This is a genomic window from Tenacibaculum sp. XPcli2-G, assembly GCF_024124505.1.
GTDB classification, from domain to species: Bacteria; Bacteroidota; Bacteroidia; order Flavobacteriales; family Flavobacteriaceae; genus Polaribacter; species Polaribacter mesophilus.
In genome coordinates, this window is record NZ_JAMXSH010000002.1 from 145,299 (window position 1) to 167,533 (window position 22,235).

20 protein-coding genes are annotated in these 22,235 nt (G+C 30.7%); 12 read left to right on the plus strand and 8 right to left on the minus strand.

The window, feature by feature from the left end; genetic code table 11:
* Positions 1-68: 68 nt before the first annotated feature.
* The 4 genes from NH341_RS05345 to NH341_RS05360 form a co-directional block, all read right to left on the minus strand.
* Positions 69-1,394: a hypothetical protein gene (locus NH341_RS05345; protein ID WP_047789318.1), complete on the minus strand. Its 1,326-nt coding sequence runs from the start codon at positions 1,392-1,394 to the stop codon at positions 69-71.
* A gap of 89 nt (positions 1,395-1,483) precedes the next feature.
* On the minus strand, positions 1,484-3,646 hold the full coding sequence (locus tag NH341_RS05350; RefSeq protein ID WP_253055926.1) for a choice-of-anchor D domain-containing protein: 2,163 nt from the start codon (positions 3,644-3,646) through the stop codon (positions 1,484-1,486).
* A gap of 266 nt (positions 3,647-3,912) precedes the next feature.
* Positions 3,913-5,820, minus strand: a complete 1,908-nt coding sequence (gene dnaK, locus NH341_RS05355) for a molecular chaperone DnaK (protein ID WP_047789320.1) — start codon at positions 5,818-5,820, stop codon at positions 3,913-3,915.
* A gap of 136 nt (positions 5,821-5,956) precedes the next feature.
* Positions 5,957-6,562 carry an NUDIX hydrolase gene (locus NH341_RS05360; RefSeq protein WP_159492505.1) on the minus strand — a complete coding sequence of 202 codons (606 nt, stop codon included), beginning with the start codon at positions 6,560-6,562 and terminating at the stop codon, positions 5,957-5,959.
* Positions 6,563-6,569: 7 nt separating this feature from the next.
* Between NH341_RS05360 and pyrE the strand changes: the two genes are divergently transcribed.
* Together pyrE and NH341_RS05370 are read left to right on the plus strand one after the other, a co-directional pair.
* Positions 6,570-7,220, plus strand: a complete 651-nt coding sequence (gene pyrE, locus NH341_RS05365) for an orotate phosphoribosyltransferase (protein ID WP_047789321.1) — start codon at positions 6,570-6,572, stop codon at positions 7,218-7,220.
* 10 nt (positions 7,221-7,230) lie between these two features.
* Entirely contained in the window at positions 7,231-7,620 is a 390-nt protein-coding gene (locus NH341_RS05370) for an orotate phosphoribosyltransferase (protein WP_047789390.1), read from the plus strand.
* On the opposite strand, the gene NH341_RS05375 is transcribed toward NH341_RS05370, so the two are convergent.
* Complete coding sequence (locus tag NH341_RS05375; RefSeq protein ID WP_253055928.1) at positions 7,615-8,352, minus strand: biotin--[acetyl-CoA-carboxylase] ligase; 738 nt, start codon at positions 8,350-8,352, stop codon at positions 7,615-7,617. The two genes, NH341_RS05370 and NH341_RS05375, sit on opposite strands and share 6 nt — an antisense overlap.
* 86 nt (positions 8,353-8,438) lie before the next feature.
* On the opposite strand from NH341_RS05375, the gene rsfS reads away from it, so the two are divergent.
* The 6 genes from rsfS to NH341_RS05405 are packed head-to-tail and all read left to right on the plus strand — an operon-like array spanning position 8,439 to position 13,080.
* Positions 8,439-8,807 (plus strand): ribosome silencing factor, encoded by a 369-nt coding sequence (gene rsfS, locus NH341_RS05380; protein ID WP_047789323.1) that lies wholly within the window; start codon positions 8,439-8,441, stop codon positions 8,805-8,807.
* 25 nt (positions 8,808-8,832) lie between these two features.
* Positions 8,833-10,758: an ATP-dependent zinc metalloprotease FtsH gene (ftsH, locus tag NH341_RS05385; protein ID WP_047789324.1), complete on the plus strand. Its 1,926-nt coding sequence runs from the start codon at positions 8,833-8,835 to the stop codon at positions 10,756-10,758.
* A gap of 11 nt (positions 10,759-10,769) precedes the next feature.
* Positions 10,770-11,360, plus strand: a complete 591-nt coding sequence (locus NH341_RS05390) for a hypothetical protein (RefSeq protein WP_047789325.1) — start codon at positions 10,770-10,772, stop codon at positions 11,358-11,360.
* 3 nt (positions 11,361-11,363) lie between these two features.
* A complete protein-coding gene (locus NH341_RS05395) occupies positions 11,364-12,158 on the plus strand; it encodes a phosphatidate cytidylyltransferase (RefSeq protein ID WP_047789326.1) in 795 nt (264 codons plus the stop codon).
* A 26-nt stretch (positions 12,159-12,184) separates the two neighbouring features.
* Positions 12,185-12,442: an acyl-CoA-binding protein gene (locus NH341_RS05400; RefSeq protein WP_047789327.1), complete on the plus strand. Its 258-nt coding sequence runs from the start codon at positions 12,185-12,187 to the stop codon at positions 12,440-12,442.
* A gap of 5 nt (positions 12,443-12,447) precedes the next feature.
* Entirely contained in the window at positions 12,448-13,080 is a 633-nt protein-coding gene (locus NH341_RS05405) for a YceI family protein (RefSeq protein WP_047789328.1), read from the plus strand.
* Between the two features lie 57 nt (positions 13,081-13,137).
* Here NH341_RS05405 and NH341_RS05410 read toward each other — a convergent pair whose 3' ends face one another.
* Entirely contained in the window at positions 13,138-14,685 is a 1,548-nt protein-coding gene (locus tag NH341_RS05410) for a peptide MFS transporter (RefSeq protein WP_253055930.1), read from the minus strand.
* A 178-nt stretch (positions 14,686-14,863) separates the two neighbouring features.
* On the opposite strand from NH341_RS05410, the gene NH341_RS05415 reads away from it, so the two are divergent.
* The 4 genes from NH341_RS05415 to NH341_RS05430 all read left to right on the plus strand — a co-directional run bounded on the left by NH341_RS05415 (position 14,864) and on the right by NH341_RS05430 (position 20,036).
* Positions 14,864-15,550, plus strand: coding sequence for a TetR/AcrR family transcriptional regulator (locus tag NH341_RS05415; RefSeq protein ID WP_253055932.1), 687 nt, complete (start codon positions 14,864-14,866; stop codon positions 15,548-15,550).
* Entirely contained in the window at positions 15,534-17,204 is a 1,671-nt protein-coding gene (locus NH341_RS05420) for a peptidase domain-containing ABC transporter (protein WP_253055934.1), read from the plus strand. Before NH341_RS05415 ends, NH341_RS05420 begins: the two co-directional genes overlap by 17 nt.
* 6 nt (positions 17,205-17,210) lie before the next feature.
* The gene (locus NH341_RS05425) at positions 17,211-18,572 is read left to right on the plus strand and encodes an HlyD family secretion protein (RefSeq protein ID WP_047789332.1); all 1,362 of its coding nucleotides are present in this window, start codon (positions 17,211-17,213) and stop codon (positions 18,570-18,572) included.
* A 66-nt stretch (positions 18,573-18,638) separates the two neighbouring features.
* Complete coding sequence (locus NH341_RS05430; RefSeq protein ID WP_047789333.1) at positions 18,639-20,036, plus strand: TolC family protein; 1,398 nt, start codon at positions 18,639-18,641, stop codon at positions 20,034-20,036.
* Here the strand turns inward: NH341_RS05430 and NH341_RS05435 are convergent.
* Complete coding sequence (locus NH341_RS05435; protein WP_047789334.1) at positions 20,031-21,134, minus strand: hypothetical protein; 1,104 nt, start codon at positions 21,132-21,134, stop codon at positions 20,031-20,033. The two genes, NH341_RS05430 and NH341_RS05435, sit on opposite strands and share 6 nt — an antisense overlap.
* A complete protein-coding gene (locus tag NH341_RS05440) occupies positions 21,135-22,220 on the minus strand; it encodes an amidohydrolase family protein (protein ID WP_047789335.1) in 1,086 nt (361 codons plus the stop codon). It lies immediately after the preceding gene.
* Positions 22,221-22,235: the final 15 nt, after the last annotated feature.

Sequence of the window (22,235 nt, forward strand, 5' to 3'; positions counted from 1 at the left end):
AAAGGTGGTTATGCAATAATACGCAAAACACCACCTTTTAGAACTATTCTTAACTTAAAGTCTGTATTTTAGTTTTTAGGTTTAGCATCACATTTTACATACCCTCCATAAGGAGCTCTAATACTTCCTCTGTTAATTCCATTAAAAAAAGGACTCCCATATTTTCCTCCACCTATATAATCTTTTCTTACTATAAACTGTTGCAACATACATTGCCCATCTGAATTTTTCTGTACAACAGCTCCTACAGCCCATTGATATAAAGGTACCCCTGTTACCTTATGTTTTACAGTTGACCATTTATCAGATGTCATGTATTGATATATATTTTTCATACTCATTTTACCATAATATTTATTCAATCCACTTACAGCTGCATTTTTAATTGCTGAGTTTTTATCAAAACTCCCTTTTGCTGGCATTGTTACACTATTTAACTTTGCTCCTAACCAATCTTTACGTAAGTTATCAAACTTAGCAAAAGTTGTTTGAGATGTTAATTCAGGATTTTTATAATACTTCTTAATTTTTTCTGGATTTTTTGCAGCTATTACAAACTGCTTTGGTTGAGCATTATTCATCCACTTATGACCAACGTTATCGTTTTTATGATATACCTCTGCTCCAATTAATAATACTCCTGGTTCCAATAAGAGAACATTAGCATTAGTCCATTCTGGTCCGCCTCCCATTCCAAATTGGAACTGAATATTACCTTTATCGGCAGATTTTCTATATTTTTCAGGAACCACACCATAACGTTTTTGGTTTGGTGAAAAATATGCATTTAACTGATATGATGTTGGATCATATTCAATAGAAAAGCCTTCGTAAATATCACCTGGATTGCTATCAAAATGACTTGAAGGATTTCTAACAAAGTATTGTGATAAATGGTAGTAACCAGACAGTTCCATCTTATCAGAAAAACCACCATCATAAGCAGGCATTTTTTTAAATTTCGTTCTGTTTAATACATAAATTTGATTGTCTTTAAATTTATCATTTTCACTACTTTCTATAGGTGAAGGAATTTCGCTCACAACTGTTCCTTTACTATTTTCTTTAGCTAATAAAGCTTCTTTTTCCGCTACTTGTTTTTGTTGATATTCTTTATACTTTTTAAAATAAAAATCTTGCTTTTCTTTGTCGTTGGGATACTTTTTAGCTAACTCTTTCTTAAACTCTTCATCTGAATACTCATTTGTATTAGACGTTGAATTAGTATCTGAACTTGTAGTTGATTTTTCTATTGATGAAGAAGCTTTCTCTTCTATTTTTTTTGTTACTTTTTGCTTAGCTTTTTTTAACATATTACCAAACTGAGCATTGGCTGTTTGATGAAACAAAAAACTAGCTAAGAATAAACAAACTAATATTGTATATTTTTTCATTTCTATTATTGTTTTTATGCTATTAGAAGCTACCTGCTTTTTACACAGGTAACTTTCTTTCTTGAATTACTATTTAAAGGGAATGTTTTTTATTGACATGCGACTGTATTCCAAGAAGCTCCAGATGGCTTAACCCATTGGTTTGCTTGTGTATTTGGTGGATTCAAAGGATCAAAACCAGCATCATGTTGAATACATGTTAAGTTATCATTTCCATCTGCAATCATATAAATGAAATTTACATTATTACCATTTGCTACGTTTAAACTTGTTAAATTATTATTTCTTAAATGCAATGAAATTACTCTTGAATTATTAGAAATATCCATGCTTGATAAGTTGTTATTATAAGCAACAAGTGTTCTTAAATCTGGATACATAGAAACATCTAACGTACTAATTTGATTCTGTTCTAAATATAAAGTTCTTAAACCGTTTGCAATAGTAGGTAACACTAACGTAGAAATATTGTTACCTCCACATTGAAAATTCACTAAGCTAGAATGATTTGTTAAATCTATTGTACTAATACTATTTTGCTGAATTAATATTGTTTGTAAAGCTGTATTAGCTGAAAGATCTAATGAAGTTAAGTTATTGTTTTTTAACGACAAATGTGTTATTGCTGTGTTTTGGCTTAAATCTATACTTGTTAAAGAGTTGTTCATTGCATGAAATTGTGAAATATTTTCAAAAACCTCTAAACCAGTAGCATCTGAAATACTAAGACCATCTACACGAATGACACCTGTGTAAGCTTGTGCTTCTGAAACCTGAATTTCACCATCTCCATTTGTATTTATCGATGAATCCCCTACCAATGCTGACTTAAAGTTGGCATCTGGTATGTTTACAATATTACCTGTAGCAGCTTGCAACCCCTTTCCACTAATAATAATAGCATAACTCGGTTTTGTAGGATCATTACTTTCTACAACTATCATTGCCTGCTTTTGTCCTTCAGATTGTGGTGTAAAACGTGCTGTTACTTCATAAAAGCTATTAGGAGCAATCGTTTGTGGTGCAGATACATTTACCAAAGTAAAGTTATTAGCATTGGCTCCGCTCATTCTAATATTACTTACCTCTAAATTTCCTTGACCATTATTCTGAATAGCAAAAGTTAAATCATTTCCAGAGTTCCCTACAGTAACATCACCAAAGTTTAATCCTGTTTCACTAAAAGCAATTGCAGGTTGTGCTGGCGCTGTTCCTGTTCCATTCATTGGTAAAAACACTTCATTTTCACTAGAGTTATTAAAAAATCTAATAGATGCTGAAGCAAATCCTTGTGAACTTGGCGTGAACTTAACTTCAAAAGTATATGTATCACCTGGAGCAATAGTTCTTATTAATGAACTTGTTCCTCCTATTACTGTAAAAGATGATGATGAACTACCTCCTATAATATTCACATTAGTAATCTCTAAATCTGTATTTCCTGTATTAGAAACTATAATATTTTTAGATAAGTCTTCACCTACTTCAACATTCCCAAAACTTATAGGTGATTCACTAAACTCTATAACTGACATAGGTGTTGCTGTAGCTTTACCGCTTAAGGCAATGGCTTTAACACCTGCATTAGTTGTCACCTCTAAACTTGCTGTTTTTTCTCCTACATTGGTTGGCTCAAATACTACCGTAATGGTTTTAGTTTCTCCTGCAGCTAAAGTTTCTGTTGTTGCTGAAGTTGAAAAGTTAGCAGCATTGGTCCCTTTTATTTCAAAGCCTGTAATTTCTAAGTCTGCATCTCCACTATTAGTTATAGTAAACGTAGCGTCTTTTGTTTGATTAATCTCTACGTTTCCAAAAACCAAAGCCGTTTCACTTAAATCAACACCTGGTAATGGTTTTGGTTTTGCAATTCCTGTTACTTTTACTTCTTTTTTCCCTATATTAGTCGTAATTTCTAAGATAGCCTTTTTTTCTCCTTCTGTTAAAGGAGCAAAGGTAATTTCAAAAGTATACGATTCTTCCTTTTTAATTACTTTTGGTACTGCACTAGTTGAAAAATCAGCAGCATTTGTTCCTTTTAATACAAATTCATCTATTTCTAAATCTGAACCTCCCTCATTTGTTACTTTAAACGAATAGTTAATAGTTTGTTCTACTTCTACTGCTCCAAAATCCTTTTCTATATCAGTAATAGAAAACTCTGCTGGAATAATTTCTTCATCCTTATCACAACTTGTGATACTTACAAGTACAAAAAGAATAGCACTTGCATACATGTTAATTTTTTTTCTCATGTGTGTTTATTTTTCTGATTTATTTTTTGTGCTTCCTTATAGTTATAAAGCACTTCTCCCTTATATTGGAAGTAAAATTACACACAGGATACCTCTTACAGTGAAAAAACTGCTGAAGTGATTTTATCTTTTTCTAAAACACTTTTTTTTTTTTCTAAAACACCTAATATCTATTTAAAAGCAAAAAAGCCCGTCAAATGACGAGCTTTTTTACATCTACAGTCCTAATAAAACTTGTAATGCTTTTTAGGATAATACAATCAAATTTATTTTACTTCTTCAAAATCTACATCTTCTACATTATCTCCTCCTTCAGCTGAAGCTCCTGCATCTGCACTTCCTTGCGCACCAGCTCCATTTGCTTGTGCATCTTGTTGTGCTTTATACATCTCTTCAGAAGCAACTTTCCAAGCTTCGTTAATCTTTTCCATTGCAGCATCGATAGCAGCAAGGTCTTTAGATTCGTGTGCTTTCTTTAACTCTTCTAAAGCAGCCTCGATTGGTTCTTTCTTATCTGCTGATAATTTATCACCAAACTCTTTTAATTGCTTTTCAGTTTGGAAAATCATAGAATCTGCTCCGTTAATTTTATCTGCAGTTTCTTTAGCCTTTGCATCTGCATCTGCATTTGCTTCTGCATCTGCTTTCATCTTTTGAATTTCTTCATCTGTTAATCCAGAAGAAGCTTCGATACGGATGTTTTGAGATTTACCTGTTGCTTTATCCGCTGCAGATACGTTGATGATTCCGTTTGCATCAATATCAAAAGTTACTTCAATTTGAGGAACTCCTCTTGGTGCTGGTGGAATATCTGTTAATTGGAAACGACCAATTGTTTTATTGTCTGCTGCCATCGCTCTTTCACCTTGTAATACGTGAATATCTACCGATGGTTGGTTATCTACTGCTGTAGAGAATACTTGCGACTTTTTAGTTGGAATGGTTGTATTTGCATCGATTAACTTTGTAAATACATTACCCATTGTTTCAATTCCTAATGATAATGGTGTTACATCTAATAATAATACGTCTTTTACATCACCAGTTAACACTCCTCCTTGAATTGCTGCTCCTAACGATACAACTTCGTCTGGATTTACTCCTTTACTTGGCGCTTTTCCGAAGAACTTCTCAACTGCTTCTTGAATTGCAGGAATACGAGTTGAACCTCCTACTAAGATAATCTCATCGATATCAGAAGTTGATAAATCAGCATTTTTTAACGCTGTTTGACAAGGCTCGATAGTTCTTTTTACTAAATCGTCAATTAATTGCTCAAACTTAGCTCTACTTAACGTTCTTACCAAGTGCTTTGGTCCACTAGCTGTAGCAGTGATATATGGTAAGTTAATTTCTGTAGAAGTTGTGCTTGATAATTCTATCTTCGCTTTTTCAGCAGCTTCTTTTAAACGTTGTAATGCCATAGGATCTTTACGTAAATCCATATTTTCTTCAGCATTAAACTCATCTGCTAACCAGTTAATGATTTTTTCATCTACATCATCGCCTCCTAAGTGCGTATCTCCATCAGTAGCTAATACTTCAAATACTCCATCTCCTAATTCTAAGATAGAAACATCATGTGTACCTCCACCAAAGTCAAATACTACAATTTTCTTATCATCATTTGCTTTATCTAATCCATAAGCTAAAGCTGCAGCTGTAGGCTCGTTAATAATACGACGAACTTTTAATCCTGCAATCTCTCCTGCTTCTTTAGTTGCCTGACGTTGAGCATCGTTAAAATATGCTGGCACAGTAATTACAGCTTCAGAAACTCCTTGACCTAAGTAATCTTCAGCAGTTTTCTTCATTTTCTGTAATATCATTGCAGAAATTTCCTGAGGTGTATACATACGATCATCAATTTTAACTCTTGGTGTATCGTTATCACCTTTTGCTACCTCATAAGGAACTCTTTCTGCTTCTCTTTGAGACTCAGAATATTTATTCCCCATAAAACGTTTAATAGAATAAACTGTTTTAGTTGGGTTTGTTACTGCTTGACGCTTTGCAGGATCTCCTACTTTACGTTCACCTCCTTCTACAAATGCAACTATAGAAGGGGTTGTTCTTTTTCCTTCTGCATTTGGAATTACTACAGGCTCATTACCTTCCATCACAGACACACATGAGTTCGTAGTACCTAAATCTATACCTATAATTTTACTCATAATCTTTATTTATCTTTTTTTAAGTTTTAAATTCAATTTTACGAGTAGTATTAGTCAAAGTGTATGCCATTGGTTTTTTATTTGTATTTTGACAGAAAAAGACACAAAACCAATCATTTTTTATGACAGAGTGTCATTAATCGATGTTATCTAGATAAGATTCATAGACCATTACTATATTAGCAAATGTATTCTGTAATGCTTCAATTGTTTCTTTTTTATTTTTAAACTCTGCTTTTGTAATACCTTCTTCTAATTGAGGGGTTAAACTTCCTTCATAATTAGAAAACATTAAATACCAGTGTGTTTCTTTTAATCGATATTCATTTTGTTGTATAAACAAATGGTATGTAATAAGGAGTTCTTTATTAATAATTAGTTTTTCAATACCACATTCTTCTTCCACTTCTCTTATTGCTGCTTCCATTAAGTTCTCTCCTTCCTCAACACGTCCTTTGGGTAAATCCCATTTATTTCCTCTGTAAATAAACAATACTTTTTTACTTCCGTTTAAAACCAAACCTCCAGCAGCAATTATTACTTTAAATTTAACCTTAAAATCTTTCCAATCTTCAATTAAATTATTAGAATAGATATAAAAACCGTTTAACTTACCTACTTTTAACTTATAAATAAGTTCTTGAATAATTGTATTTTTGTAAATATAAACTGGAAAATCTTCTTCATTTTTAAATGAAGTTGTAAAGATTATTGGTTTATCATTAACAAAAACTTTATACATTTGCGCTATGGATTTTAACAAAGATACAGCAAAAAAAACTGCCGAGCTTCTTTTGCAAATTAAGGCTATAAAATTAAGTCCCCAAGAACCTTTCACATGGGCTTCTGGCTGGAAATCACCTATTTACTGTGATAATAGAATCACGTTATCATACCCTCCTGTTAGAAACTTTTTAAAACAAGAAATTGCTAAACTGGTAGAAGAAAAACATGGTAAACCCGATGTTATTGCAGGAGTTGCTACTGGTGCTATTGCTATTGGTATATTAGTTGCTCAAGAACTTGGAGTACCTTTTGTGTACGTTAGACCAGAACCTAAAAAACATGGTAGACAAAATCAAATTGAAGGACATATAGAAAGTGGTCAAAACGTTGTAGTGATTGAGGATTTAATTAGTACAGGAAAAAGTAGTTTAAATGCTGTAAAAGCACTTAAAGAAGCACATACCAATGTAAAAGGAATGATAGCTATTTTTTCTTACGGATTTAATATTGCCACTGAGAATTTTAAAAATGATAAAGTAGAGCTTACTACTTTGAGTAATTATGAACATTTATTAGAACAAGCCTTAGATAGTAAATATATTACTAGTGAAGAACTTCGAACATTAGAAGATTGGAGAATTGCCCCTAGTGAATGGAATCAAAACAATAAATAACAGCACAACAATGAATATAGAAGGAAATACAGTTACTGTAAAAAAATCATCTAAAGATTTATTTGAGTTTCTAACTAAATTAGAAAACTTTGAACAACTAATGCCTGAAAACACTCAAAAATTCGAGGTTGATGGTGACAGCTTTATTTTTGGTTTAAAAGGTATGCCAGAAATTCGCTTAATCATGAAAGAAAAAACAGAATATTCTAATGTTACTTTAGGCGCTGCAAGCAGTAAACTACCTTTTACATTAGCTGCTGATATTAATGAAATTAACGATAGTGAAAGTAAAGTTACTTTAAAGTTTAATGGCGAATTTAATGCTATGATGGCTATGATGGTTAAAGCTCCTTTAACAAAGTTTATAGGTACATTAACTGAAAATTTAGAAAAGTTATAAAGTAGCAAACGAAATTTCTTTCAAACCAAATTCTTGAATCGTTTCGTTTTCTAATTCTATTTGGAGGTTTCCACTTTTTGAAACTCCAATAATTTTCCCCATAAATAAAGTGTTCTGACTATTTTTAAACATTGTTGGAACATTTTTTTTATACAATACTTTTAAGTAAGCCTTTTCTAGTAAGTCATATTCTTTTTTTTCTAAGAGATTAAAATAATCTTTTAGCTTCATTAAAATACTTTCTAGCAACATTTCTAAATCAAACTCTTTTCCTAGAATCATTTTTATAGAAGACGCATTTGGTAAATTTTCGGGAAATAATGCTTGATTTACATTGACCCCTATACCAATTACAGAAGACACTAAATCATTCCCTTTAAGAGTATTTTCAATTAATATACCCACTATTTTTTTATTTCCTGACAGAATGTCGTTTGGCCATTTTACCGACAATTTTGGTATTCCTAATGCTTTTAAAGCTTGAAAAACACTTAATGAAACACTAAAATTTAAGTACTTGTGCTCTCGAATATTTAACCCTACAAACCTTGAAAACACACTAAAAGTAAGGTTTTTTCCCTCTTCAACAACCCATTCAGAGTTCATTTGACCTCTACCTTTAGTTTGTGTTTTTGCGACTACCACCGTAAAATCATCAACTACCACTTTTGACACCATATTCTTTAAAAAACTGTTGGTAGATTCGATGGCATTAAGTTTGATTATTTTCATATGAATTTAGCGTGTAAAACAAGTATCAATATTACATAAATTACTCGCAAAAAAATAATAACTTTGCTAAAACTTAATTTTTTTTAATGACAATAAAACAAACAAACACAGACGATCTTTTAGCTGTGATTATTAAAGGGATTGATGATGTAAAAGGAGAAGATATCCAATTACTAGATCTAAGAGAGATAGAAAACACTGTTTGTGATTATTTTGTAGTTTGTTCTGCTAATTCGAACACACAAGTTAATGCCATTTCCGGCTCTGTACAAAAAATAGTAAGTAAAGAACTAAAAGATAAACCTTGGCACATTGAAGGGCAAGGAAACTCTGAATGGGTTCTTATGGATTACGTAAATGTTGTTGTACACATCTTTCAAAAACAAGTTCGTGAATTTTACGATATTGAAAGCCTTTGGGGAGATGCAAAAATTACAGAAATCAACCCAGCATAATTGCTAACATTTTATACACCTTTTTATGAGTGATAATAAAAAAAATGCGCCAAAATTTAGTTTTAATTCATTTTGGCTATACATACCAATAATAGTTATCCTACTAGGATTAAGCTTTTTTAATTCTGGTAATTTAGGTTCTCGTAATATTACAAAAAACGAGTTTACTAAAATTCTTCAAGCAAACGATATTAAAGAAATCGTTGTAGAAAACAATAATGTTGCTCAAATATTTTTAAAGCCTGAAGCTGAGAAAAAAGAAGAGCATAAAAAACTAGCAGATTCTCCATTTTACAGAAAAGGATCTCCTCTTTACACTTACAACTTTGGTGATTTACAAAATTTTGAAAATGAAATTAACAAAGAAAAAGAGGATAAAAATCTTGACTTCGATAAAGTTAATGTTGAAAGGACTAGCATGATGGATACCATTATTAGCTTCCTTCCTTTTATTTTATTGATTGTTATTTGGCTTTTCTTTATGAGAAGAATGTCTGGAGCTGCTGGAGGCGGTGGTGCTGGAGGGCAAATTTTTAACATTGGTAAATCTAAAGCTAAGCTTTTTGACGAAAACACTAAAGTTAAAACTACCTTTAAAAATGTAGCTGGCTTAGAAGGTGCTAAAGAAGAAGTTCAAGAAATTGTAGACTTCTTAAAGAGCCCTGAAAAATACACCAAATTAGGAGGTAAAATTCCTAAAGGAGCTTTATTAGTAGGACCTCCTGGTACAGGTAAAACCTTATTAGCAAAAGCTGTTGCTGGTGAAGCTGGAGTTCCTTTTTTCTCTTTATCTGGTTCAGATTTTGTTGAAATGTTTGTTGGTGTTGGTGCCTCACGTGTACGTGACTTATTTAAACAAGCACAACAAAAATCTCCTTCAATCATTTTTATTGATGAAATTGATGCTATTGGACGTGCTAGAGGTAAGAACAGTATGACTGGTGGTAATGACGAACGTGAGAATACCTTAAACCAATTATTAACTGAAATGGATGGTTTTGGTACTGATACTAATGTAATTGTATTAGCTGCTACCAACCGCGCTGATGTATTAGACAAAGCTTTGATGCGTGCTGGTCGTTTTGATCGTCAAATTTATGTTGACTTACCAGACTTACACGAACGTAGAGAAATTTTTGAGGTTCACATTAAACCTTTAAAATTAGCTGCTAATGCCGATTTAGAATTTTTAGCACAACAAACACCAGGATTCTCAGGTGCAGATATCGCTAACTTGTGTAATGAAGCCGCTTTAATTGCTGCAAGAAAAGGTAAAGAAGCTATTGAACATCAAGATTTTTTAGACGCTGTTGATAGAATCGTAGGTGGATTAGAAAAGAAAAATAAGGTTATTACTCCTAAAGAAAAGAAAGTAATTGCTTTTCATGAAGCTGGTCACGCAACTGTTAGTTGGATGTTAGAACATGCTGCCCCTTTAGTAAAAGTAACTATTGTTCCTCGTGGTCAATCGTTAGGAGCTGCTTGGTACCTTCCTGAAGAGAGAAAAATTGTTCAAACAGAACAAATGCTTGATGAGATGTGTGCTACTATGGGAGGTAGAGCAGCTGAAAAACTAATTTTTAATAAAATCTCAACTGGAGCGTTAAGTGATTTAGAAAAGGTTACTAAACAAGCTCGAGCTATGGTTACTGTTTATGGCTTAAATGATAAAGTAGGAAACGTTACTTACTATGATTCTTCAGGTAATGATTCATTTGTAAAACCATACAGTGAAGCAACTGCACAAAAAATTGATGAAGAAATCTCTGAAATAATAGAGAATCAATACAAAAGAGCTGTTGACATACTAGATCAAAACAGAGATAAATTAACTGAATTAGCTGATTTATTACTTGAAAAAGAAGTTATATTTAAAGACGATTTAGTAAAAATATTTGGAGACAGACCTTTTGGAAAAGAAGAAAAACCTCAAATTACAACAGAAGAATAGTTTTTATTTTAATGAATTTTTTCAAAAAAATATTTAAAATATATCAAGAATCATCTAAAGAAAAAAAAGCCAACGAACAAGAAGTTTATTTGTCTTTAGATGATTCTTTTGTTCATCATTTTATTAATAAAGGAGGAAAATTTTTATACTGTACATCAATAAACGAAGTAAGTAATAATTTAAAGAACATCTTACAAGAAAACAATTGGCGCAAAATTACTTGTACCGATTTTGATTTATTAAAGATTACTGAAAAAATTGATATTTCTGTACAAAACCATTCCTCAGAATCTGTACCTTTTTTTACTTCTTGTGAACATTTAATTGCCGATAAAGGAGAAATTTTATTTTCATCCAATCAATTAGGCAGTCATAAAATAGCTTCTCTTTCTAAACATTTTATAGTTTATGCAACTACGAGCCAGCTTGTAAAAAACACTGGAGAAGGATTAACAGGTATTAAAACACATTTTAGCGGTAATATTCCAACAAATATCAGTTCTGTTAAGAATTATAAATTTGAAGTTGAGGATGATAATTTTTTGAGTTATGGTAATAATAACACAAAAGATTTATATTTGCTGCTCTTTGAAGACCTTTAAAATATGTCTAACCTTTTTGTAAGAAGTCTTTCCGCACTTGTTTATGCTATTCTATTTATTTCTGCTATTCTTTTTTCTGCAGAAACATACATAGGATTACTTGCTTTGTTTGCTACTGTTTGTATTTGGGAACTTTCTAAAATTATACAAACAAAAAATATAATTCCATATATACTTTTAGCTAGTGTTGTTTATTTAACTTTTAAGAATACAACTTTTAAGTACACTGATTTTTTATTTGGCATTACTATAGTTGGATCTACTGCTTTGATTTATTTACTTATTAGCTCCAAACTAATTAAAACAGATACTTTAGCTAAAAAACTTTTTTTACAAGTTATATATTTAGTATTACCATTTTACTTCTTAATGAACCTTCCTTTCATTAATGGTTCTTATCATCCAAACATAGTTATTTATATAATATTTATTATTTGGACTAATGATAGTTTTGCCTTTTTAGTGGGTAAAAATTTTGGAAAACGAAAATTATTTGAAAAAGTATCTCCTAAAAAAACAATTGAAGGGTTTATAGGCGGTTTATTATTTTCAATAATTGCAGGTTTTGCTATTGGTCAATACTCTGGAATTTTTTCTATCTTAAACTGGATAGTCATTGCTATCATAGTTGCTATTTTTGGTTCTTTAGGGGATTTAGTAGAATCTAAGTTTAAAAGACAAGCTAACGTGAAAGATAGTGGTACAATTATGCCAGGTCATGGAGGCTTATTAGATAGGCTAGACAGCTTGTTTTTCCTTGCTCCCTTCGTATATTTGTACATTCATTACATAATGTAAACTATCTATAGGCACAAACCTCAATTATGAAAGATGATTTAGATTTAAAGTTTAAAGAAGCTTATCAAAAAGCATCTAAACTAGAGGAAAAGCTTCCTCCTGATGTTATGCTACGTTTATATGCTTACTATAAACAAGCTGTAAAAGGAGACAGGTTTACATTTAATGATAATAGTGACTTACGAAATGCCTTTAAATTTAATGCTTGGATGCAGCTTAGAGGTATGAGTGAGTCAGAAGCAAAAAAAGAATACATTAAACTAGTAAACTCAATTATAAAATAAACCTCATGAAAAAAATCGTTTATTCTTTAGTTATTTGTTTTACAGCTTTTCAAATGACATCTTGTAAATCTGAAGCAAAAAAAGAAACAAAAACTACAAATAAGGAAATTAAAGTAGAAAACAAGGCTGCATTCGTATTACAAGATGCTGACAATGTTATAAACTGGACAGCTTACAAAACTACTGAGAAAATACCAGTAAATGGAGAATTTAAAAAAGTAAACATTACCGCTGGTGGTGAAGCTAACACAGCTAAAGACGCTATAAATAATGCTGAATTCTCTATTCCTGTAAGTAGTATTTTCACAAAAGACACTAGTAGAGACTTTAAAATTAAAAAGTTTTTCTTTGGAGTAATGGATAAAACTGAATTACTTTCTGGAAAATTAGTTCTAGAAAATGACTCTATTGGTTATGCTAATATTACCATGAATGGTGTTAGTAAAAAACTTCCTTTTAACTACACATTAAACGGAAAAAAGTTTAGTTTAAATGCAACTATGAAAATTACAGACTGGCAAGCTAATAAAGCATTAGAGTCTTTAAATACTGCATGTAAAGACTTACATAAAGGTGCTGATGGTGTTTCTAAAACTTGGGATGAAGTTGCTTTAAACATTACATCTGTTTTTAAATAAAAACCGATTAAACATATATTTGAAAGCCTCAGAGTAATTTCTGAGGCTTTTTTAGTTTTAATGTACTTCAAACATCCATTTTTTTACAGGCTTATAAAAAGCAATGACTAATAAACCTATTATTACTGATATTACTCCTAGGTTGGCATACACAGAAACATATGAGTACAATTGGTGAAAAACCTCAGGTTGCCCCATAACGGTTGTGGATGATAAACCGGTTAATAATTCAGTTACTTTTCCAAAAAAGCCCTTAGAAAATACTCCTAGACTACCGTTAACAACTGTTGTTAAATTGGCTATTTTACCTGCAAAAAAATGACCATAAAAGTTTGCTGAAAACCATACGCCCATTATAAAAGCAATATACTTTCCTGGAGATAACTCTGTCATTTTAGATAATCCAATAGGAGATAAAAACAGTTCTCCTGTTGTTAGTATAAAGTACCCTAAAATCAAATACATCATTGGAGTTTTAGCTAATTCATCAACTTGATAACCTGACAAACCAAAAGTTATAAAACCTACCCCTAAAAACAATAACCCTAATCCAAATTTCACAACAGAGTTTGGATTCTTATGTATTTTATGCAAATACCCCCAAAGCATTGAAAATGGGATTGCCATTAGAATTATAAAAGTAGAATTAATACTATTTGTTTGAGCTGCATTTATTCCTACTAAGTTGACATTTCTATCTGCAAATAAAGTCAGTGAACTACCTGCTTGTTCAAAAATTGCTGCAAACAACGTATACAAAACGGTAAAAAATATAGCTACAGAAAGTTTTTTACGCTCTTTTGAAGTCACAGTTCGTAAAATCTTAATTAAAAACAATATCAGAAATAACGAAACTACCCAAACCAAGTAATGCTCAAACTCATGGTAATAAACTATCAATGCAAATACAGGAACAGACAAAAGTGCTGCAATTGTTATTAAGTTTCCTTTTTTTACTCCAAATTGTTTCTCATCAAATAATTCTTGATTTGGTACTAAGCCTTTATCTTCAAAAACATTTTTCTTAAGTCCACCTTTAAAAACTAACAAGCCTAACAACATTCCTATTCCAGCCAAAACAAACCCATAATGCCAACCATATAATTCAGCTAACCAAGCACATAATAATGGAGCTACTGCTCCACCAATATTAATTCCCATATAAAATATGGTAAATCCTGCATCTCTCCTATTATCTCCATCAGCATATAACTTTCCAACAAACGAAGATATATTGGGTTTAAAAAAACCGTTTCCAACGATAATTAAAGATAACGAACCATAAAAAAATATCGGATGTTCAAATGTCAAAAAGAAATGTCCTAATGCCATTAGCACACCTCCTAAAACAATTGCTTTTCTAAATCCTAATATTTTATCAGCAAGCATACCTCCTATCATAGGAGTCACATACACTAACGACATATATGCTGCATACACACCAAAAGACATTTCATCAGAAAAAAGTAAATGTTTTGTCATATACAACACCAATAAAGCTCGCATTCCATAAAAAGAAAAGCGTTCCCATAATTCAGCAAAAAATAAGTATAAAAGTCCCCTTGGATGCCCTAAAACATCAGTTCTTGAATTCATATATTCCATAAATTTTAAGTTTATACGAATATATTTTTCGACATCTAAAACCTAAAGGTATGTAGTTAATTGTAGTAAAAAATAAGCTTTTGTAAGTTTTTGTAACCAAAAAATTAACATCTTATTAATATCTACAAACGCTTATTTAATAGTTTTACTATTATATTTGCGCTATTAATTTTTATTTATGAAAAATTTACTATCAAATTTAAAAATAGAGATCCCTTCAGGAATATACATCAAAGACCCTGAAACCTCTGATTTGGGTAAAAGAATAATAGAGAACAGTATTATACTTATTGAAGAAATTGGTTTTGAGAATTTTAATTTTAAAAAACTAGGAAAGTTAATAGGCTCTAACGAAAGTTCTATTTATCGTTACTTTGAAAGTAAACATAAACTTTTAGTTTACTTAACTTCTTGGTATTGGGGGTGGATTCAATATTTATTGGTAATCGAAACTTACAGTATTAGTAACCCAAAAGAGAAATTAATTAAAGCCATAGAAGTTCTAGCTAGAAAAGCTGAGAAAGACAATAATTTTTCACATATTAATGAGGCATTACTTAACTTAATTGTAATTAACGAGAACTCAAAATCATACTCTACTAAAGAAGTAGATACAGAAAATAAAGAAGGTTTTTTTAAATTGTACAAAGAAGTAGTAAAACGTTTTGCTGAAATAATTAGTAATTATAACAATAATTATAAACATCCATTAACACTTGCAAGTACTATAATTGAAGGTATATTACATCAGCAATTTGTAAAATCTCATTTTAAATCACTAACTAATTGTGATAAAAGTACAACTACCACTTCCTTTTTTATTGAACTAACTTTAAACGTACTTTCTAATGAAAGAAAAAAATAAACTAACTCCATGGCAGCGATTTCTAGGATTAATAAATCTAGAAAAAAAAGACACCTTACAAATAGCATATTATGCCATTTTTGAAGGAATTGTTGCACTATCATTACCCTTGGGAGTACAGGCCATTATAAACTTGTTACAAGCGGCACAAGTATCAGCTTCCTGGATTGTTTTAGTCATCTTAGTTACTTCTGGTGTTGTTTTTAGTGGAATATTAAAACTAATGCAATTTAGAATTATTGAAACCATACAACAAAGAATTTTTACAAGAGCATCCATAGAACTTAGTTATCGTTTTCCTAAAATTAAAATGATAGAATTAAGAAACTACTATCCACCTGAACTTGCCAATCGTTTTTTTGATACGCTAACCATTCAAAAAGGTATTTCTAAAATATTGATTGATGCTCCATCAGCCATATTACAAATTGTTTTTGCTTTATTACTATTATCTTTTTATCATCCATTTTTTATTGTTTTTGGATTTTTAGTTATGTTACTAATTTATGTTGTATTTAAATATACAGCACAAAAAGGTTTAGATACTAGTTTAAAAGAATCTAAAAACAAGTATAAAGTTGCTCATTGGTTACAAGAAATAGCTAGAACTATAATAAGTTTCAAATTATCAGGAAAGACAAGGTTAGCCCTTGAAAAAAGCGATATTTTAGTAGATAATTATTTAAAATCTAGAGAAAGTCATTTTAAAGTGCTTGTTATGCAATATATTCAAATGATTAGTTTTAAAGTTATTATTACTGCTGGGTTACTTCTTATAGGTGGTTTTTTGGTTCTTACTCAACAAATGAATATTGGTCAATTTGTTGCTGCAGAAATTATTATAATTTTAATTATGAACTCTGTAGAGAAACTAATACTTGGACTCGAATCTTTTTATGATGTACTTACATCTATAGAAAAGCTTGGGGAAGTTATTGACAAACCTATAGAGCCACAAAAAGGCAGTAACATTAATAAAGATAAGCCTTTTAAAATTGAACTTCAAGATGTTTCCTACATTGTAAATAATAGACAAAAACCTGTCATAAATAAAATTTCATTTGAAATTAATCCACAAGATAGAATTTTAATTCAAGGAAGTAGCAACTCAGGAAAATCTAGTTTAATTCAACTTATCTCTGGTTTAATAGAGCCTACTTCTGGTAATATATTTGTAAATGATTTATCTTTAAAGGGCATTTTTATTAATAATTACAGATCTAACTTGGGCTTGTCTCTTTCTGAAGAAACTCCTTTTAAAGGAACTATTAGAGAAAATATAACTTTTGGTGACTCTTCAATAACTGATGAAGAAATATATAGCATCTTTAAAGTTGTGGGATTAACAGAATTTTTAAAGCAGCAACCTAAAGGTTTAGATACTTATTTAAAACCTGAAGGAAAACTTATTGCCTATACTGTAGCAAAAAAAATCATCCTTTCAAGGGCTATTATTAAAAGACCAAAACTACTTATTTTAGAAGACCCTCTAGACCAATTTGAAAAAAATGAAGCTAAGAAAATTATCGATTTTATTACCAATATTTCTCAACCATGGAGCTTAATTATTGTAAGCCGTAATGAACATTGGAAAGAAAAATGTAACAAACAAATTACCCTTGAAAAAGGCAGTATTACTAACTTTAAATCGTAAGTAATCATGTTAAACATATCAAAAAATACAGTTTCGGACCAAATAGATATTACGAAATTCAAATCTGGAAAAGAAATTTTTAACAAAGAGTATCATAAGTTATTTAAAAGCTTTTTATTAGTTTTTTCTGTAATTTTAATAATTATTTTATTTCTACCCTGGACACAAAATGTATCTAGCGAAGGGCTTGTTACTACGTTAAAACCTAACCAAAGACCACAAACATTACAATCTCAAATACCTGGGCGTATAGAAGAATGGTTTGTACAAGAAGGTGATTTTGTTAAAAAAGGAGATACTATTTTAAGAATTTCTGAGATAAAAAGTGGTTATTTTGATACTAAGCTTGCCGAAAGAACTGGTAAACAGTTAAACTCTAAAACACTTTCTGCTAAAGCATATAACAATAAGATTAGTGCCTTGCAAAATCAGATTATAGCTATTAAAAGAGAACGTAAATTAAAACTAGAGCAAGCAAAAAACAAATTAAAACAAGCCTACTTAAAAGCTAAAAGTGATAGTATTGATTTTGAAGCTATTAAAATTAAGCAAAAAATAGCTCAAACTCAATTTGATAGAACTGTTACCTTAGAAAAAGAAGGTTTAAAAGCTGTAAAGGATGTTGAAGAAAAAAGAGCAAAACTTCAAGAGTTATCCGCTAAATTAATTTCTCAAGAAAACAAATTCTTTACTTCTAAAAACAATATTATTAATGCACAATTAGCTATTAGTAGTACACAAGCTTCTTATGCTGATAAATTATCTAAAACAGAAAGCAGCTTGTATAGTGCACAATCTGGTGCTTATGAAGCTGATGTTCAAGTTTCAAAACTTGAAACTAGCTTAGCTAATTACAACAAGCGAAGCTCTTTATTATTCATTACTGCTCCACAAGACGGTTACATTAATAAAGCTATAAAATCTGGTATTGGTGAAACTTTTAAAGAAGGTGAAAAATTAGTAAACATTATGCCTGCAAATTACGATTTAGCTGTTGAAATGTATATACAACCTATAGATTTACCTCTAATTCATATTGGTGAAGAGGTGCGTGTTGAGTTTGATGGTTGGCCCGCAATGGTTTTTAGTGGCTGGCCTAATGTATCATACGGAACTTATGGTGCTAAAATTGTAGCTATTGAAAACTTTATTAGTAGCAATGGAAAATACCGTGTTCTAATTGTTCCTAATGAAAAAGAAGAACCTTGGCCGAAAGCCATTAGAGTAGGTTCAGGTGCAAAAACTATTGCTTTATTAGAAAATGTACCTATTTGGTTTGAGTTATGGAGACAAATTAATAGCTTTCCTCCCAACTTTTATCAACCAGATAACAAAGGAGGTGATAAAAAAGCTAAAAAAGAGGAATAATAAACTTCTTAGTAGATTAAAGCAAGTTAAAACATCACTCTAACTAATAATTAAAAAGACAACTAAATGAAAAGGCTATACATCCTTTTTTTGTTACTAAGCTTTATAGCTACAGCACAAGATAATTTAAGTACTCAACTTAGTTTAGAAGAGTATTTAGGTTATGTAAAGAAACACCATCCCGTTATTAAACAAGCGGAACTTATTACAAGTACCAATGAGGCTAAATTATTAAAAGCTAGAGGTGGTTTTGACCCTAAAATAGAAGTAGATTACGATAGAAAAGAGTTTAAAGGTAAAGACTATTACAAAAAGTTAAACTCAACCTTTAAAATTCCGACTTGGTATGGAATAGAGCTAAAAGGTAGTTATGAGAATAATTCTGGTCAATATTTAAACCCTGAACACAATACTCCAGAAAAAGGACTATATAATGTTGGTGTATCGGTTTCTTTAGCAAAAAACTTATTCATTAATAAAAGAATGGCTACTTTAAAACAAGCTAAACTCTACACACAGCAAGGTAAACTAGAACAACAGTTACTCGTTAACGATATTTTATTTGAAGCCATCAACACCTATTTAAACTGGTTACAGTACTACCAAAGTTATAATATTTATAAAGATTATTATGCCAATGCTGATATCAGACTAAAGAACATAAAAAAAAGTTTTACAGCAGGTGATAAACCAGCTATTGATACTTTAGAAGCTAACATCAATTTAAAAAACAGAAAGTTAGACCTAGAAAAAGCAAATATTAAATACATTAAATCTAAGTTAGAGCTTTCTAATTATTTATGGATAGGCAATAATATTCCTATGGAAATAAAAGAGGAAATAATTCCTGATAGTAGCACTTTTTCTAATATTGATATTATTCTAAATACTTCTGTAACCACCTTATTTGATAATGAGTTTGAAAACCATCCTAAATTAAAGTTACTAGAGTTAAAGAAAAGAAACCTAGAAATAAATAAGCAACTAAAAGTAAACAACCTATTACCTAAAGTAGATTTTCAGTATAACTTCCTTGCTTCAAAAGTGGATAATTTTGATGCTTTTAGCACCGCTAATTATAAAAATTCTCTTCAAGTTAGCATTCCTCTATTCTTACGTAAATCTAGAGGAGATTTAAAACTTGCTAAGCTAAAACTACAAGATATCGACTTTGAAATTGCATCAACTAAAGTTTCTTTACAAAACAAAATAACGGCTACCAAGCAAGAAATTACATCATACAAAAAGCAAAATGATATTTTAAAAAACCTTGTGAAAGACTATCATACAATTGTAAAGAGTGAAGAACGTAAATTTTCTTTAGGAGAAAGCTCTATTTTTTTAATTAACTATAGAGAAGTAAAATTAATAGAAAGTAAATTGAAAGAAATTAAAAACCAGTACGAATACGCTAAAACTAAAGGAAAACTCATAAAGCTATTAGGAGAACTAAATAATTTATAATTGTTGTTTGTACTCTTCTAACAATGCTTCATCAATAATTATATGCTCAGGAAGAATTCGCAAACGATATTTACTTTCACCTACAAACGTAATTAGATCTTTACGATCTAATTTTTCTTCTTCTAGGTTTAAAATTGAATTTATATTATCTATAATTCGTGTAACATAGGTTTGACTTTTTATATCACCTCCTGAATTAACTATAATTGATTGTTTTTCCGCCTCTAAAAACTTTCTTCTATAAGCAAATGTTAGTAGGTTTTTATACTGTGTTGTTTTTGAGCCAAAATCTACTTTAGCATTGACTATTCCTTTAGATGGAATGGTAAGCTTTATCAGTGACCAGTCTAAAAACTGAATTTTCATTTCATTAGGTTTTGGTGTATGAGCCAGTTGTATTACCCAACTTGTTGCCAATACTAAAAAAACCGATACTAACGATGTTTTTGCTACAACCCTAATTAATTGATTTGCAAATTCATTATCAAAACCAATAAAAATGTCCGACAATTGGGAAACGAACAACAAAAAGATTACTATAACTGATATAAAAGCTACCAACTTTAAGTCTCGATGCATAAAAGTCTTGTAAAAAGAAACTCCCATTAAAAAACATAAAAAAGTTGTTAGTAAAACATCTGGAAGTGCTGCTATTTTTATTCCATAATAAAAATCATTACCATATAAAAAAGAAAATGATAAAGTTATGGAAGCCACAATAACAATTATAATCGCTATAATTTTTACATTCTTTTCATTTCTATAAATAAATTGGGGGGCATCGTGCACATAATATAATGCCATTAACCAAAATAAGTTATTTATTGTAGACAGAATGTTTATTCCTACTTGATGAATTGTTGTTTTTTCAAAAGTAAAATAACTTGCAGAAAGTGCCCAAATACCAGAAACCACCCAAACCAACATTCCAAAGCTAAAATACAACAAGCCTTTATCAACTCTTTTAATTGAATTTCCTTCTTCTAAAACTTCTTTAAATCGCTTTGTAATATTATAGTAGATTGCTAATAATAACACAGCTCCAATAAAAGAAATACACGTATGTAATAGGTTATGAAACTGTGTTACTTCAGCCATTTATTGTAAAATTTTAGATACTAAATCTTTTTTCGCTTTTTTATCATCTCCAAACAACCACTGTAACACATTATCTTCCCACATTTCGTCTTTCTCTTGCTCATTAATAATCTTTCTATCAATAGCTAAATCTAAAATTTTCCCTGGATATGATGATTGAATTTCACTCTCCATCTCTCCTAGTGGATATGGATCATCCAACCCTATTAATACTTGTTTAGATCCTTGATTTTTAATCAACAAATCCAAAGAACCAGTATCATGAACCAATGTATCAAAGAAGATGTTTTTATGTCCTACAGCTTTACGAGGGTGTTGTTTTCCTTCAAACAAATCAGGTCTTCCATCAAATCCTTGAATACGACGCCCTAAATTCATTTGTGCTAACTGACCTCCATGCGCAAAACAAACTCGCATATTAGGATATTTTTCATAATATCCATTTAACGTTAAAAAGTGATAGGCATCTGCGCATTGTGCCAACATCCAAATTAAGTGAAAGCGCCAACTTGTATTTTGTAGTTTAATGAATTTCTCCCCGTCATACGGATGAATTTCAACTGCTAAATTATACTTATCTGCTAATTCAAAAATAGGTTCATTTTCCTCGTCAAAAATACAACGCCATGTACCAATAGTGTCCATATAGTGTGTTGGCAAACACAACAAACGCATCCCTAACACCTCAACACACCGCTCTATTTCCCACAAAGCTCCACGAACAAACCCCGGATGCACCACAAAACCACAAGTAAACTTCCCCGGATTATCATGTTGAACACGTGCATTAAAATCGTTTTGAAAACGTAACGCTTGCTTCATTTCTTCTAAACGAAGTCCATTACCATATAATTGAGATAGGTTCAAAACGACTGCATGATCAATTTTAAAATGTTCCATCCATGCTAGTTTTTCATCTAAAAAGAAACTAGAATCCGTCACGGGACGACTCCAGTCTTTTTGTAACATGAATTTTCTATCCTTATCTACCCAAAAAATCCCTTTGTCTTTCATAAACTGCGGAATTTGCTCTGGATAAGGCAATAAATGCGAATGTCCGTTTATTCTTAATTTGCGTTTTTTCATTTTAGTTTCTATTGC

What these genes read in the sequence shown, in the direction of transcription:
- NH341_RS05345 (WP_047789318.1), bottom strand. Translation starts at nt 1,394, where the DNA reads ATGAAAAAATATACAATATTAGTTTGTTTATTCTTAGCTAGTTTTTTG.
- NH341_RS05350 (WP_253055926.1), bottom strand. Translation starts at nt 3,646, where the DNA reads ATGAGAAAAAAAATTAACATGTATGCAAGTGCTATTCTTTTTGTACTT.
- dnaK (WP_047789320.1), bottom strand. Translation starts at nt 5,820, where the DNA reads ATGAGTAAAATTATAGGTATAGATTTAGGTACTACGAACTCATGTGTG.
- NH341_RS05360 (WP_159492505.1), bottom strand. Translation starts at nt 6,562, where the DNA reads ATGTATAAAGTTTTTGTTAATGATAAACCAATAATCTTTACAACTTCA.
- pyrE (WP_047789321.1), top strand. Translation starts at nt 6,570, where the DNA reads ATGGATTTTAACAAAGATACAGCAAAAAAAACTGCCGAGCTTCTTTTG.
- NH341_RS05370 (WP_047789390.1), top strand. Translation starts at nt 7,231, where the DNA reads ATGAATATAGAAGGAAATACAGTTACTGTAAAAAAATCATCTAAAGAT.
- NH341_RS05375 (WP_253055928.1), bottom strand. Translation starts at nt 8,352, where the DNA reads ATGAAAATAATCAAACTTAATGCCATCGAATCTACCAACAGTTTTTTA.
- rsfS (WP_047789323.1), top strand. Translation starts at nt 8,439, where the DNA reads ATGACAATAAAACAAACAAACACAGACGATCTTTTAGCTGTGATTATT.
- ftsH (WP_047789324.1), top strand. Translation starts at nt 8,833, where the DNA reads ATGAGTGATAATAAAAAAAATGCGCCAAAATTTAGTTTTAATTCATTT.
- NH341_RS05390 (WP_047789325.1), top strand. Translation starts at nt 10,770, where the DNA reads ATGAATTTTTTCAAAAAAATATTTAAAATATATCAAGAATCATCTAAA.
- NH341_RS05395 (WP_047789326.1), top strand. Translation starts at nt 11,364, where the DNA reads ATGTCTAACCTTTTTGTAAGAAGTCTTTCCGCACTTGTTTATGCTATT.
- NH341_RS05400 (WP_047789327.1), top strand. Translation starts at nt 12,185, where the DNA reads ATGAAAGATGATTTAGATTTAAAGTTTAAAGAAGCTTATCAAAAAGCA.
- NH341_RS05405 (WP_047789328.1), top strand. Translation starts at nt 12,448, where the DNA reads ATGAAAAAAATCGTTTATTCTTTAGTTATTTGTTTTACAGCTTTTCAA.
- NH341_RS05410 (WP_253055930.1), bottom strand. Translation starts at nt 14,685, where the DNA reads ATGGAATATATGAATTCAAGAACTGATGTTTTAGGGCATCCAAGGGGA.
- NH341_RS05415 (WP_253055932.1), top strand. Translation starts at nt 14,864, where the DNA reads ATGAAAAATTTACTATCAAATTTAAAAATAGAGATCCCTTCAGGAATA.
- NH341_RS05420 (WP_253055934.1), top strand. Translation starts at nt 15,534, where the DNA reads ATGAAAGAAAAAAATAAACTAACTCCATGGCAGCGATTTCTAGGATTA.
- NH341_RS05425 (WP_047789332.1), top strand. Translation starts at nt 17,211, where the DNA reads ATGTTAAACATATCAAAAAATACAGTTTCGGACCAAATAGATATTACG.
- NH341_RS05430 (WP_047789333.1), top strand. Translation starts at nt 18,639, where the DNA reads ATGAAAAGGCTATACATCCTTTTTTTGTTACTAAGCTTTATAGCTACA.
- NH341_RS05435 (WP_047789334.1), bottom strand. Translation starts at nt 21,134, where the DNA reads ATGGCTGAAGTAACACAGTTTCATAACCTATTACATACGTGTATTTCT.
- NH341_RS05440 (WP_047789335.1), bottom strand. Translation starts at nt 22,220, where the DNA reads ATGAAAAAACGCAAATTAAGAATAAACGGACATTCGCATTTATTGCCT.